Below are 12,655 nucleotides of genomic sequence, written 5' to 3'. Positions count from 1 at the left end.
ACGAACACCCCTTGCCAACTGAAGGTTGGATTCCCGCCCCCCCGGTCCTCTAGCCTTGGCACATATTCCAAGAACAAGAGGTACCCCGCGATGACTGCCCCCTTGAGTGCAATCAAAGTAATCGAGATCGGCACGCTGATCGCTGCGCCGTTTGCCGCGCGCATGCTGGCCGAGTTCGGTGCAGAGGTGATCAAGATCGAAGCCATGGGCCAGGGCGATCCCCTGCGCAAATGGCGCAAGCTGCACGAGGGCACCTCGCTGTGGTGGTACCTGCAATCGCGTAACAAGAAGTCCCTGGCACTGAACCTGAAATCCCCTGAAGGCATCGAACTGGTCAAGCAACTGGCGACCAGCGCCGACGTGCTCATCGAAAACCTGCGCCCCGGAGCCCTGGAAAAACTCGGCCTGGGCTGGGACGTGCTGCACGCCCTCAACCCCAACCTGACCCTGGTGCGCATCTCCGGCTACGGCCAGACCGGCCCTTACCGCGACCGTCCAGGGTTCGGCGCCATCGGCGAGGCCATGGGCGGGATTCGCTACACCACCGGCACCCCCGGTTCGCCACCGGCCCGGGTCGGTGTCAGCCTCGGCGATTCCCTGGCTTCGCTGCACGCGGTGATCGGCGCGCTGATGTCGTTGCTGCGGGTCAAGACCGGGCAGGGCGGCGGGCAAGTGGTCGATGTCTCCCTGGCCGAAAGTGTGTTCAACGTGATGGAAAGCCTGGTGCCGGAATACGACATGCAGGGCCATATCCGCGAACGCAGCGGCGGCGCGCTGCCGGGCATCGCACCGTCCAACACTTACCTGACGGCGGATGGTGCTTATGTGGTGATCGCCGGCAACAGCGATCCGATCTACAAGCGCTTGATGAATGTTATCGGTCGCAGCGATCTGGCTGACGCGCCGGAATTCGCCCACAACGACGGGCGCGCCTTGAAAAGCAATGTACTCGACGCGGCGATCACCCACTGGACCAGCAGCCTGCCGATCAACGACGTGCTGTCGGCCCTCGAAGCGGCCGAAGTCCCGGCCGGGCGCATCTATTCCGTGGCCGACATCGTCGCCGATCCGCACTACCAGGCGCGGGACATGCTGCTCAACGCCGACTTGCCCGGTGGCGCCACGGTGAAAATGCCGGGCATCGTGCCGAAACTCTCGGAAACCCCCGGCGGTGTGAACTGGTCCGGGCCGCAATTGGGCCAGCACACCGACGGCATCCTCGCCGGGTTGGGCCTGACCGGTGCTGACATCGAACGGCTGAAAGCCGAAGGGGTGGTGCAATGATCACTGACTTTTCCGAGACGCTGATCGTCCAGGAAGTCTCGCCGCGCGACGGCTTGCAGATCGAGCCGACCTGGGTGGAAACCGTCGACAAGATTGCGCTGATCGATCAACTGTCGCTGGCCGGGTTCAGCCGTATCGAGGCCGGTTCGTTCGTCTCGCCGAAAGCCATTCCGGCGCTGCGTGACGGTGAGCTGGTGTTCAAGGGCATCACCCGGCAGCCCAACGTGATCTATGTCGCGCTGATCCCCAACCTCAAAGGCGCGCAACGGGCGCTGGCGACACAGGCGGATGAGCTGAACCTGGTGATGTCCGCCAGCCAGACCCACAACCTCGCCAACATGCGCATGCGTTGCGAAGACTCGTTGGCGGCGTTCGGCGAGATCGTTCAATACGTCGGCGGCACGCAGGTGCGGCTTAACGGCAGCGTCGCCACTACATTTGGGTGCCCGTTCGAGGGCAAGATCGATGAGGATCGCGTGTTGCAGATCGTCGAGGCCTATCAGGAACTCGGCATTCAAGGCATCACCCTGGCTGACACCACCGGCATGGCCAATCCACGGCAAGTGGATCGACTGGTGCGCCGGGTGTTGCAACGGGTTGCTCCGGCGGACCTGACCCTGCATTTCCACAACACCCGTGGCCTGGGCCTGTGCAACGTCCTCGCTGCCTACGAGGCCGGCGCCCGACGCTTCGACGCGGCACTCGGCGGACTTGGCGGTTGCCCGTTTGCACCGGGGGCGTCGGGCAATATCTGCACTGAAGACCTGGTCAACCTGTGCGATGAAATCGGCATCCACACCGGCATCGATTTGCCGTTGCTGCTGAAACTGTCCAGAGGTTTGCCGACGCTGCTGGGCCATGAAGTGCCCGGTCAACTGGCCAAGGCCGGACGCAATTGCGATTTGCACCCGACCCCGTCCTGACAGACACCAAAAATCCCCTGTGGGAGCGGGCTTGCTCGCGAAGGCGTCGTGTCAGTCGCCATCCATATTGACTGACACACCGCTTTCGCGAGCAAGCCCGCTCCCACAGTGAAAAAGCATTCCAAGCACCTCAACCAGACAACAAAAACAATCGGACACCCACGGGAAGTCCGCCTGGAGAAACCCCCATGAGCCTCAATGTACTGGAGGCGGGCGCGAGCCCGTCCGTTAGCCACGATGTCGAAAAAGCCCTGGTCAGCAAAGTCGCCTGGCGCCTGATGCCGCTGATCATGGTCTGCTACCTGTTCGCGTTTTTCGACCGCATCAACATCAGCTTCGCCAAGTTCCAGCTACAGACCGACCTGAGCCTCAGCGACACCGCCTACGGCCTCGGCGCCGGGCTGTTTGTGGTCGGTTACGTGCTGTTCGAAGTGCCGAGCAACATGATGCTGTACAAGGTCGGCGCCCGGCGCTGGATCGCCCGGATCATGATGTCCTGGGGCGTCGCTACCGCCGCCATGGTCTTCGTCAACAGCGAATGGCAGTTCTACGCGCTGCGCTTTGTGATCGGCGCGATGGAGGCCGGTTTTGCGCCAGGCGTTCTGTATTACCTGACGCTGTGGTTCCCGCAGCACTATCGCGGGCGTATCACCTCGATGCTGTTTCTGTCCTCGGCGTTTGCCGGTCTGGTCGGCGCTCCGTTCTCCGGTCTGGTGTTGCAACACCTCGACGGCGTGATGGACATGCGCGGCTGGCATTGGCTGTTCCTGCTCGGCGGCGTGCCTTGCATCGTGCTCGGTTTCCTGGTGCTGAAGTTGCTCAAGGACCGCATTGAAGACGCGCACTGGCTGACGCCTTCGGAGAAGACGTTGCTGGCCAGCCGCATTGCCCACCATGAGCCACACAAGGGCGGCGGTTCGTTGCTCGCAGCGTTGAAAATTCCGGGGTTCCTGACCTTGGGGCTGATCTACTTCCTGATCCAAGTCGCGTCCTACGGCTTGAATTTCTGGGCCCCGCAATTGATTCGCAGCGCCGGTACTGAAAGCCCGGTGATGATCGGTTTGCTCACGGCGATCCCTTATATCTGCGGCGCGATCAGCATGGTGGTGATCGGGCGGTTGTCCGATGCGACCGGCGAACGGCGCAAGTTTGTCGCCGGCCTGGTGACGCTGGGCGCGGTCGGATTCTTCTGCGCCGGGATCTTCGCCAACCACACGACTTTCCTGATTGTCGCGCTGGGCTTGCTCGGTGCCGGGATCATTGCCTGCATCCCGAGCTTCTGGACCCTGCCGCCGAAATTGCTGGCCGGTGCAGGTGCCGGTGCGGCGGGCGGGATCGCGGTGATCAACACCCTCGGGCAATTTGGCGGCATCGTCAGCCCGGTGATGGTAGGGCGAATCAAGGACCTGACCGGCAGCACCACACCGGCGCTGTACGTCATCGGCGTTGCCGCGCTGATTGCTGCTGCGCTGCTGTTGTGGGGGTTGCCGCAGAAACTGCGCACGCTCGACAAGTTCTGAAATTTGCGGCGTCAGGCCGACCGCTTTCGCGAGCAAGCCCGCTCCCACATTGGATCTGTGGCATTCACAAATCTCCTGTGGGAGCGGGCTTGCTCGCGAAGACGGACTGACATCCAATGAATATCTTCCGCTCGACCATTCATCCAGCATTCACCAAAACCTTACCCGGCGCCCCGCTGAACTGAATCAACACCACCCCCGCTACCAGCAACACAGCGCCAAACACCCGAGGCAAGGTCAACTGCCGCTCCAGCAACCCGAACAACCCGAAATGGTCGAGCACCATCGAGGCAATCACTTGCCCGGTCAGCGCCAGCACCACAAAGCCCGACGCACCGAGTTTCGGCAGCAACATCACCGCCAGCGCCACAAAGCACACCCCGAACACGCCACCTGCCCACATCCACAGCGGCGCCTTGCTGATAAACCCCACCGACGGCAGCGGCAAACGCAGCGCCAGGATGATCGGCAACAGCACCAGCAAACTCACCAGCAACGAGGCCAGTGTCGCCCATAGCGGATGCCCGAGGCCGCGACTCAGGTTGGCGTTGATCGCACTCTGAAACGGCACCACCGCCCCGGCAATCACCGCCAGCAACAACAGACCGGCCCACTGCAACGTACTCATGATCATGTCTCCAACAGGTTTTGCTGGACTGTAGGGTATTCGTCGCGCAGATTTAAATTCCGTTTTGCTATCTGGAACATGCATCAGATGAATGATCTTCGGCGCATCGATTTGAACCTGCTGGTCATCCTCGACGCCTTGCTCAGTGAACAGCACGTAACCCGCGCCGCCGAGCGATTGCACCTGAGTCAACCGGCGGTCAGCCATGCGTTGGGACGTTTGCGCGATCTGCTCGGCGATCCGTTGCTGGTGCGCGCGGGTGCCAGTCTGGTGCCGACCCCTCGCGCGCTGGAGTTGATCGCTCCATTGGCCGAAGCCCTGGCCCAGGTGCAATCGCTGCTGGCGCCCAACACCTTCGATCCGGCCACCGCCAAGCGCACTTTTCGACTCGCGATGTCCTACTACGGCGCCGCCATCGTCCTGCCGGGCCTGATCCGCACCTTGCGCCGGGAAGCACGGGCATCGACCTGCAAATCAGCCATGCCAGCCGCGAAGGCATGCTAGATGGCGTGCTCAACGGTGACATCGACGTGGCAGCGGGCGTGTTTCCCGAACTGCCCAACGAACTGCGCAGCACGCCGCTGTTCGACGAGCACTACGCCTGCCTCGTCGACCGCCACAGCCTGCCCGCCGACGGCACGCTCGACCTCCCAACCTACCTTTCCCGCCCCCACGTCCTGCTGGAAATGCGCGGCAGCGGCACCCCGGAAATCGAACGGGCACTGACTGCATTAAGAGAGCGCCGCCGCGTGGCCATCAGCCTGCCGCACTGGAGCGTTGCGCCGGAGTTTATCAGCGGCACGGATTTGATCCTGACCGTGGCTTCCCGTGGGTTGCGCGGGATTGATGAGCAGTCGTTGATCGTCGTAGCGCCGCCGTTTCATATTCCGTCGTTCAGCTTCGTGTTGGTCTGGCATAAGCGGAGGGGAGGGGATCAGGCGTTGAATTGGTTGAATGGACGGATTGAGCAGGGAATAAAGCCAGTCGCTGATTAATTTCAGAAAACACACGCCCTGTAGCAGCTGGCGAAGCCTGCGTTCGGCTGCGCAGCAGTCGTGAAACCTGATCGCGCGGTCTTCCTGAAACACCGCGCTGGCTGATTTCACGACTGCTTCGCAGCCGAACGCAGGCTTCGCCAGCTGCTACAGGGCGTTGCGGCTTTGTCGTAACAATTGGTTGAACGGACGCTTCTTGCCGAGGATAGTGCGCGGCTGAATTCATCTGATATTTATTGATACACACAAGGAACAGGGAATGACATTGAAGTCTGGGTTGATGGGGTGTGCGGCGCTGTGCGGTTTGGTGATGGCGACGCAGGCGTTTGCCGAGTGTGAGAAACCAACGTTGTATGGCGATTTCGGTCATTCGACGTGCAAAGATTGGCCGGCATATCCGGGGCTGTCGATTACGGCGATGTCGCAGTTTGAATCGGGATTTTCGGCAAGCGGCTCCGGGCCTGAGGGGAAATATGATCTCGATCTGGCCGTAGTTTCGGCGGGTGATTCGAAGCCGTTGGCGACGTATCACAAGTCGGATGCTTTTGAGTCTGATGCCATAGTTTTTGAAGACCTGGAACTCGATACCGCGCGCTACAAGCTCACGCCTGAGCTGCGGGCCTTTGGTGTGCGAGTCAGGTTCAAAGGATCATCCAGCGCCAATCCTATGGACGAATCCTGGCTGTCGCTCTATGTAAAAGAAGGCAACAAACTGCGTCCGGTATTAGAGCGCCTGGTTGTGTATGCATACGGCGGCGAATGGGATACCCGCTGCGCCGGTGAACGATCAAACACTGTTCGAACCATCGAAATCGGTAAAACCAGCTCCCATGGCTACGCGGATTTGATCGTCAAGTCGGTAACGACCGGCATGGTCGGGGAAGGAGAAGGTGAGGCCTGTGACGTCAAATCGACCACCAGCAAACCTGTCGTGACCACACTTCGCTATGACGGAAAAACCTACGTCCTGCCAGGCGACTTCAAAGGCGTCTAACGACGGCGCACTGATCAAGGAAGAACAAAATGACCACAAAGAAACTGCTGAACTCATTCGCCATACTCGGCTTGATGACTGCTGCCAGTCAGGCACAAGCCAGTTGCGAAGAACCCCCCTTCAGCACGCTATCGTTCACTATTTGCAAAGTCTGGCCGGCGTACGATGACCAGAACATCGTCGCCACATCGATATACAAGCCGGATTCCGCAGACGGCAACAATGATGGCGGAAACATCGATCTGGAATTATCGGTTATTCATTCGGCAAGCTCGAAACCCCTGGCCACTTACCGCAAGACATACGCCTATTATTCGGATGCCGTGGCGTATGAAGGGCTGGCCATTGATACGGCGCGGTACAAACTGACGCCGGATGATCGCGCATTTGGTATTCGATCGAAGTTTGAACACGGCTCAAGCGTGAGTCCGTACCACAAAACCGAACTGGCCCTATATCTCAAGGATGGCGACGCATTGCGCCCTGTGCTGGAAGGGCTGGTCATTGTCATGGGCCGGGGTGAATGGGACGGCAACTGCGCGGGGCAGGGCGATCGAACTCAAAGAACCGTCGATATTGGCAAAACAGTGCATAACGGCTTTGCTGATCTGGTGGTCAGTTCCACGGTGACGGAAACAAAAAACTTCGTCGTCGGTGAAAAGTGCGAAAGCAAGTCCAAGAAGTTGAAGACAACTCAGGTCACCCTGAGCTACGACGGTAAACAATACGTCGTGCCAGAAGCCCTCAAAGGTTAATCACCCATGCTCAGCGGCCTCAACCACCTGACCCTCGCCGTCACCAACCTGAATCGCAGCGTGGCGTTCTATCAAAACCTGCTGCAACTGCGCCTCGACGCAACCTGGGACACCGGCGCCTACCTCTCGCTACCGGGCCTGTGGTTGTGCCTGTCCCTCGACCCACTGCGCAACGCAGAACCCGCCGCCGACTACACCCATTACGCCTTCACCCTCAGTGCAGCGGATTTCCTGCCGTTCGTCGAACGCCTGCAATCTGCCGGCGTGAAGGAATGGCGCGACAACCGTAGCGAGGGCGCGTCGTTCTACTTCCTCGACCCGGATGGCCACAAGCTCGAAGTCCACGTCGGTGATCTTGCCTCTCGGCTAAACGCCTGTCGGCAAAAGCCCTACGCAGGAATGAAGCTCTTCGACGATCAGTCAGTTGAACCCCAGGACCTGAGATAGACTTGCGACCAATCGCCACAAACAGGACTTTCCCATGACTCCATCGCTGCTAATGGCCGTTCTCGCTTCCGGCTTCATCTACGGCATCACCCCCGGCCCGGGCGTGTTGGCGGTATTCGGGATTGGCGCGGCGCGCGGTCGGCGCGCGGGGGCGGGGTTCTTGTGCGGGCATTTGCTCGGGGACGTGGTCTGGTGCAGCACGGCGTTGATCGCGATTGTAGGCGCCCGGGAAATCGGCAGTACGGCGTTTGATGTGCTGGGCGTGCTCAGCGGGCTGTATCTGTTCTGGCTCGGTTTGCGCGCAATTCGTGCTCGCCGCAGCAGCGCCGATACGCCGCAAGGGCCGGCGCGGCAGCCGTTCTGGCACGGCATTCTGTTCGGTCTGACCAACCCGAAAGCCTATCCGGTGGCGGTGGCGACATTTACCGCGCTGCTGTCCAGTCGCGCCGAATTGCTGCATTGGTCGATGTTGCCGTGGCTGATTGCCCTGAGCTTCGTGGGCGGATTGCTGGCGTACGCTATTCTCATAGGCATTGTCGGTGCGCGGCGAGTGCGCACCGTGTATCAACGCCATGAGTTGTTGATCACGCGGTTGTGCGGGGTGATGTTTATCGGTTTCGCCATCAACGCCCTGGCGCATGCGCTGCCGGGGTTGGTGTCGAACAAGGCTTGAGACTGAACGCAGGGAGGCGTCAGTCGCACAGTCAGCGCTCAGGCGTTGACCGGTCAGGGACGGTTTTTTATCGCTGCATTGTCCGGACACGCGCCCTGCACCATGGCAACCCGAAATTCCGCGCCTTTGGCGAGCTACATCGACCTGTTGCTGGACGCCGTTTGTGCGGTGGATAAACAGGGGCGCTTTGTATTTGTCAGTGCGGCCTGCGAGCGTATTTTCGGCTACACCCCGGACGAATTGATCGGCCGGCCGATGATCGACCTGGTGCACCCCGGCGACCGCCAGCGCACCCTCGACGCCGCGCGGGAAATCATGGGCGGCGAACCCAAGCTCAACTTCGAAAACCGCTACCTGCGCAAGGACGGTGGGGTGGTGCACATCCTCTGGTCGGCGCGCTGGTCAGAAGTCGATCAACTGCGTATCGCTGTCGCGCGGGACATCACCGAGCGCAAGCAGGCCGAGTCGCGACAAGCGGCGTTGTACGCGATTTCCGAAGCGGCCCACGCGGCGGAAGACTTGCTGGCGCTGTTCAAACGCATCCACACAATCATCGGCGAATGGCTGCCGGCGCTTAATTTTTCCGTCGCGCTGTACGACGAACACTGCGCGCAGCTGAACTTCCCCTATCACGTCGATGATCGCGAGCATCAGCCCGAGTTGCCCGGCACAGTCACCGGACGTTTGTGCGCTGAGGTCATCCGCAGCGGGCAGCCAATCCTGCTGACCCCGGACCAGAGCGAACTGCCCGAGGGCTTCGAAGTGCTGGTGGCGGGGCATGATTCACCCTGCTGGCTCGGCGTGCCGCTGAACTCGCAAAATGGCACCATCGGCGCGCTGATCGTCAAAAGCGAGGCGGGCGGTGAACGCTACACCGAGCAGGACAAAGAACTGCTGCAATTCGTCTGCGCCCAAGTGGCTACCGCCATCGAGCGCAAACAATTGCACGCGCGGCTGCAGCGCATGGCCCAGTACGATCAACTCACCCAGTTGCCCAACCGCGAGTTATTGCGTGATCGGCTCAAGGCGTCGCTGGCGCTGGCGCGTTCCGAAGGCGGACGAATGGCGTTGCTGTATGTCGATCTCGACCGCTTCAAACAGGTCAACGACACCCACGGCCATGCGGTCGGCGACATGCTGCTGCAAGCGGTGGCCAATCGCATCAAGGGTTGTGTGCGGGACACCGACACGGTGGCGCGCATCGGTGGTGATGAGTTCGTGGTGCTGCTGCACAGCATTCATGCCGCAGAAGATGCCGAAAGCGTCGCCGGAAAAATCCGTCAGGTCCTGGAGCAACCCCTACGCCTGGACGGCCACAGCCTGAACATCGAACCGAGCATCGGTGCCGCGCTTTACCCCGAGCACGGCCTGGAGGAAAAGCAATTGTTCCGCCACGCCGACGAGGCGATGTACGCCGTCAAACGCCTGCGCCATCGGCCGCTTGAAGTCTGAACCTTCGCTGCCGTTCGTCGCAGCATCCGCAGTTTTTCTAAACCTTTGGCCGGATAAGAATTCTGACCCTATGCGGGCGTTTGCTCGCCGCGATCAACACCAAGAGGATGAGAATCATGCCTACTTCAAGAAACTCTAACTCGGGAAACTTCGCCAACGATCGAACGAAGGCGTCTGAAGCCGGTCGCAAAGGTGGGAAAACTACCACTACGACTGTCGAGAAAGACCCTGCGAAAACCGATATGGGCCGCAAAGGTGGTCAAAAATCTCGGTAGTGGCGTAAGTAGTTTTGATTGAGAGACGGGGGCGCAAGCTCCCGTTTGAATTTTATTTCGAGGAGGGCGCGACCATGAGCCGGATGGCCACCCGTTTACGCAATGCCAGTTTTTTCACGTTGCTGAGCCTGTTTGCCAGCAGCGCCTTTGCTCAGTCGCCTGCCGACTTCATCAACGATGCGTCCGCCAAAGGCATGGCCGACATCGAAGCCAGTCGTCTGGCACACCAGAAAACCGAATCCAAAGAGGTCAAGGACTACACCGTCGTGGTCATTAACGACCTGACCACCGCCAACCAGCACCTAGCTAAAATCGCCAAGAAGCTCGACTTGCCGGTGGCGCCTCGGGAAGAAGTGATCGACAAGTCCAAGACGATGATCCCGGAAGTGAAGGATGGCCCGACCTTCGACCAGGCCTACGCGGCCAGTCAGGTGAAAACCACCCAGGAAGCCATCGCACAGATCGAGCAAGAAGCGCACACCACCGACGTTCCGGAAATCAAAGCGTTTGCCGAAGAAACCTTGCCCAAACTGCAAAATCACCTGCAGATGGCCAAGGCCCTGCAAGCCAGCCGCTAACCCTTACGCGGCGCGGGTGACGGAAGTCACCCGCGACAGGCGTCTCAGCATTGGTCGAACTTTGGTTTCGGCTTGTCGCCGCCCGGGGCGACGTCCATGGCAATCGTTTCGCCTTCGCCGATCTTGCGATATTGCTTGCGCAACTCTTCCAGTTGCTTCAAATCCAGCGCCTCAAGCCCCAGCATCGCGTTCTGCGCGTCCTTCGTTACCCGCAGCAACTCATCGATCTTCAAGTGCAAGATATCCGTATCGCGGTTCTGGGTGTTCTGGATCAGGAACACCATCAGGAACGTGATGATGGTGGTCGAGGTGTTGATGATCAGCTGCCAGGTGTCGTTGTAGCCGAAGATCGGCCCGGTCAAACCCCACACGACAATCAGAATGATCGCGATCATAAACGTCGTGGGACTGCCGGCCCACAAGGCAAGCCTCTGGGAGATCTTTGCGAATTTCATTGCCGTGTTCCTTATAGGGATGCGCCTGAAATTCAGACAGCGACGGCTTGCTGAAAATTCTATTGATCTAGTGACTCCGCGATCCTGTGGGAGCGGGCTTGCTCGCGAAAGCGGTGGGTCAGCCAACATGGATGTTGGATGGGATGGCCTCTTCGCGAGCAAGCCCGCTCCCACAGGGTCTGCGCTTAACTTTTAAGGCCGGGTAATCCAGCAGAAAGCGTCACCTGAACCTCCCAACTGAAATACCCCACCACTTCGCAGCTTTGATTCACCAGCATGAAACTCAATTCGCAGGCTGCAACGCCCGGGTTCAGGTGCGTGCATTCCCAATAGTGATCATCGGCCAGGTGGCTGCCGGGTTGGGTCGGGTTTTCCGGATCAGGGGCAGGTACGGTGAGGCCGCTGCTGACTTGCAGTTTTGGCGGCGACAGCACCTGGGAGTCGCCCACGGTCATGTTGTAGAAAACCACGTTGTGTTCGGCGATCAGGCTTACGGTCCTGCCACGAATATGGAAGGTTTTTCCGTTACTAGTGGTTAATGTCAGTTTGCTGTCATTTTTAACGGTATCTGTCCCGCTGGCGATGTAGATAAACTCATCGCTGATAGTCGTCGGGTTTTCCGCGTCTAGGCTGGGGGTTGGATACTTTGCAAGCAGCGACTCAGCATCAACCACCAGCAATACATTGTTGGCTGTAGCGACACTGGATGAAGGCGATTTGATCGGTTCGGAAGTCATCATGGATTCCTTTCATGATGTTGGCACAAGACGGCAGCCGCTTCGGTTCATGCAAGACATCCTGTTCCTGCCGAAACGGCAACGAACGGGGTAAGCCCCTTGTCGCCAAGGGGCCAGCCTTCGTCAGTTGCGGATGGTGATGAACGGATCCCACGAGCAGCAGCCGACGACTTTGCAGTCGCGATCGACGATCAGGAAGTGGAAGTGGTAGGTCACGCTGCCGCACGACAGGGTTTCCGAAGACCAGTAATGGTTGTCGACTTTCTGGCAGCTCGGCACGGATGGGTTGCTGGTGTTAGGGACGGCGACGCAGGCCGTAGCCTTGCGTGGCGTTGGCGTGGAGATCAACTCGTTGCCAACGTTACCGATGAATTTGTAGAAAATCACCGCGGTCTCGAAGCTCTGCGACAGGCTGGTTTCACGCCAGCGAATCAAGTCGCCTACCTGGGCTTTCAAGTTGAGTTCGCCGCCGGCCTGACCATTGATCACGTTGTCCCGGTTGGTCACCATGTACACATGATTGACGTCGATCATCGTTGGCGACGCGGGATTCTTGCTGATGTTCGGGTAGTTTTTCAGAATGGTTTCGGTGTCGATTGAGACCAGCACATCCGTGACTCGAGACATAGTAAAGCTCCTTGTTCATAGTGATTGCCCGGCAACTTTCCAGGCATGACAACGCTTGCTTGCCTTACGGCCGTTGCTGAAACACTACGGGCGGAACCCACCATGCACGAGGCTTGAACAGGCCTTGCTCCATGCGTGCAAATTGACAGGTCGGGTTCCTTCCGATTGGCCGCGATTAGGACTATAGATGCGAAACATAGGCTGTCAAAATTGCTTGGCGGTTCGCTCGACGAACGGTCAATTTGGTTATGATTTCCGATGATTTGGCGATAAGAAAATCCCGCTTCAGATCCACCGTGTTACATAAGTCGA

Annotated in this window: 14 protein-coding genes and 1 pseudogene; 11 read left to right on the top strand and 4 right to left on the bottom strand. The window is 59.4% G+C overall.

The annotated features are described in order from the left end of the window. The first annotated feature begins 90 nt into the window (after positions 1-90). From NK667_RS20550 to NK667_RS20540, 3 genes are all read left to right on the top strand, one after another. Positions 91-1,284: a CaiB/BaiF CoA transferase family protein gene (locus NK667_RS20550; protein WP_054046798.1), complete on the top strand. Its 1,194-nt coding sequence runs from the start codon at positions 91-93 to the stop codon at positions 1,282-1,284. After that, entirely contained in the window at positions 1,281-2,207 is a 927-nt protein-coding gene (locus NK667_RS20545) for a hydroxymethylglutaryl-CoA lyase (RefSeq protein ID WP_054615897.1), read from the top strand. The genes NK667_RS20550 and NK667_RS20545 overlap by 4 nt, the downstream gene beginning before the upstream one ends. A 188-nt stretch (positions 2,208-2,395) precedes the next feature. Continuing rightward, entirely contained in the window at positions 2,396-3,727 is a 1,332-nt protein-coding gene (locus tag NK667_RS20540; RefSeq protein WP_054615896.1) for an MFS transporter, read from the top strand. A 139-nt stretch (positions 3,728-3,866) separates the two neighbouring features. Here NK667_RS20540 and NK667_RS20535 read toward each other — a convergent pair whose 3' ends face one another. Then, positions 3,867-4,355 carry a DMT family transporter gene (locus NK667_RS20535; protein ID WP_054615895.1) on the bottom strand — a complete coding sequence of 163 codons (489 nt, stop codon included), beginning with the start codon at positions 4,353-4,355 and terminating at the stop codon, positions 3,867-3,869. A gap of 78 nt (positions 4,356-4,433) precedes the next feature. Between NK667_RS20535 and NK667_RS20530 the strand changes: the two are divergent. The 8 genes and pseudogenes from NK667_RS20530 to NK667_RS20495 all read left to right on the top strand — a co-directional run bounded on the left by NK667_RS20530 (position 4,434) and on the right by NK667_RS20495 (position 10,524). Continuing rightward, positions 4,434-5,350: pseudogene (locus NK667_RS20530) on the top strand (LysR substrate-binding domain-containing protein). Between the two features lie 259 nt (positions 5,351-5,609). Continuing rightward, the gene (locus NK667_RS20525; RefSeq protein ID WP_054615894.1) at positions 5,610-6,344 is read left to right on the top strand and encodes a PA3715 family protein; all 735 of its coding nucleotides are present in this window, start codon (positions 5,610-5,612) and stop codon (positions 6,342-6,344) included. A gap of 29 nt (positions 6,345-6,373) precedes the next feature. Continuing rightward, complete coding sequence (locus NK667_RS20520; protein ID WP_054615893.1) at positions 6,374-7,099, top strand: PA3715 family protein; 726 nt, start codon at positions 6,374-6,376, stop codon at positions 7,097-7,099. Positions 7,100-7,105: 6 nt separating this feature from the next. Next, on the top strand, positions 7,106-7,546 hold the full coding sequence (gene fos, locus NK667_RS20515; RefSeq protein WP_054615892.1) for a fosfomycin resistance glutathione transferase: 441 nt from the start codon (positions 7,106-7,108) through the stop codon (positions 7,544-7,546). A 34-nt stretch (positions 7,547-7,580) separates the two neighbouring features. Continuing rightward, the gene (locus NK667_RS20510) at positions 7,581-8,219 is read left to right on the top strand and encodes a LysE family translocator (protein ID WP_054615891.1); all 639 of its coding nucleotides are present in this window, start codon (positions 7,581-7,583) and stop codon (positions 8,217-8,219) included. 102 nt (positions 8,220-8,321) lie between these two features. Continuing rightward, positions 8,322-9,671, top strand: a complete 1,350-nt coding sequence (locus NK667_RS20505) for a sensor domain-containing protein (RefSeq protein WP_054615890.1) — start codon at positions 8,322-8,324, stop codon at positions 9,669-9,671. 116 nt (positions 9,672-9,787) lie between these two features. Continuing rightward, on the top strand, positions 9,788-9,946 hold the full coding sequence (locus NK667_RS20500; protein ID WP_082356627.1) for a KGG domain-containing protein: 159 nt from the start codon (positions 9,788-9,790) through the stop codon (positions 9,944-9,946). A 74-nt stretch (positions 9,947-10,020) separates the two neighbouring features. After that, a complete protein-coding gene (locus tag NK667_RS20495) occupies positions 10,021-10,524 on the top strand; it encodes a DUF4142 domain-containing protein (RefSeq protein WP_054615889.1) in 504 nt (167 codons plus the stop codon). A 44-nt stretch (positions 10,525-10,568) separates the two neighbouring features. On the opposite strand, the gene NK667_RS20490 is transcribed toward NK667_RS20495, so the two are convergent. The 3 genes from NK667_RS20490 to NK667_RS20480 form a co-directional block, all read right to left on the bottom strand. After that, a complete protein-coding gene (locus NK667_RS20490; RefSeq protein ID WP_054615888.1) occupies positions 10,569-10,979 on the bottom strand; it encodes a low affinity iron permease family protein in 411 nt (136 codons plus the stop codon). A gap of 185 nt (positions 10,980-11,164) precedes the next feature. Next, positions 11,165-11,716: an AidA/PixA family protein gene (locus NK667_RS20485; protein WP_054615887.1), complete on the bottom strand. Its 552-nt coding sequence runs from the start codon at positions 11,714-11,716 to the stop codon at positions 11,165-11,167. Between the two features lie 123 nt (positions 11,717-11,839). After that, complete coding sequence (locus NK667_RS20480) at positions 11,840-12,343, bottom strand: inclusion body family protein (RefSeq protein WP_054046773.1); 504 nt, start codon at positions 12,341-12,343, stop codon at positions 11,840-11,842. Between the last annotated feature and the right edge of the window lie 312 nt (positions 12,344-12,655).

Source organism: Pseudomonas nunensis (assembly GCF_024296925.1).
Classification (GTDB): Bacteria; Pseudomonadota; Gammaproteobacteria; order Pseudomonadales; family Pseudomonadaceae; genus Aquipseudomonas; species Aquipseudomonas nunensis.
This window is presented reverse-complemented; position numbering and strand designations above follow the sequence as displayed.

Bases quoted from the DNA above. Each gene is read 5' to 3' on its own strand.
- NK667_RS20550 (WP_054046798.1), top strand. From the start codon at position 91: ATGACTGCCCCCTTGAGTGCAATCAAAGTAATCGAGATCGGCACGCTG.
- NK667_RS20545 (WP_054615897.1), top strand. From the start codon at position 1,281: ATGATCACTGACTTTTCCGAGACGCTGATCGTCCAGGAAGTCTCGCCG.
- NK667_RS20540 (WP_054615896.1), top strand. From the start codon at position 2,396: ATGAGCCTCAATGTACTGGAGGCGGGCGCGAGCCCGTCCGTTAGCCAC.
- NK667_RS20535 (WP_054615895.1), bottom strand. From the start codon at position 4,355: ATGAGTACGTTGCAGTGGGCCGGTCTGTTGTTGCTGGCGGTGATTGCC.
- NK667_RS20525 (WP_054615894.1), top strand. From the start codon at position 5,610: ATGACATTGAAGTCTGGGTTGATGGGGTGTGCGGCGCTGTGCGGTTTG.
- NK667_RS20520 (WP_054615893.1), top strand. From the start codon at position 6,374: ATGACCACAAAGAAACTGCTGAACTCATTCGCCATACTCGGCTTGATG.
- fos (WP_054615892.1), top strand. From the start codon at position 7,106: ATGCTCAGCGGCCTCAACCACCTGACCCTCGCCGTCACCAACCTGAAT.
- NK667_RS20510 (WP_054615891.1), top strand. From the start codon at position 7,581: ATGACTCCATCGCTGCTAATGGCCGTTCTCGCTTCCGGCTTCATCTAC.
- NK667_RS20505 (WP_054615890.1), top strand. From the start codon at position 8,322: ATGGCAACCCGAAATTCCGCGCCTTTGGCGAGCTACATCGACCTGTTG.
- NK667_RS20500 (WP_082356627.1), top strand. From the start codon at position 9,788: ATGCCTACTTCAAGAAACTCTAACTCGGGAAACTTCGCCAACGATCGA.
- NK667_RS20495 (WP_054615889.1), top strand. From the start codon at position 10,021: ATGAGCCGGATGGCCACCCGTTTACGCAATGCCAGTTTTTTCACGTTG.
- NK667_RS20490 (WP_054615888.1), bottom strand. From the start codon at position 10,979: ATGAAATTCGCAAAGATCTCCCAGAGGCTTGCCTTGTGGGCCGGCAGT.
- NK667_RS20485 (WP_054615887.1), bottom strand. From the start codon at position 11,716: ATGACTTCCGAACCGATCAAATCGCCTTCATCCAGTGTCGCTACAGCC.
- NK667_RS20480 (WP_054046773.1), bottom strand. From the start codon at position 12,343: ATGTCTCGAGTCACGGATGTGCTGGTCTCAATCGACACCGAAACCATT.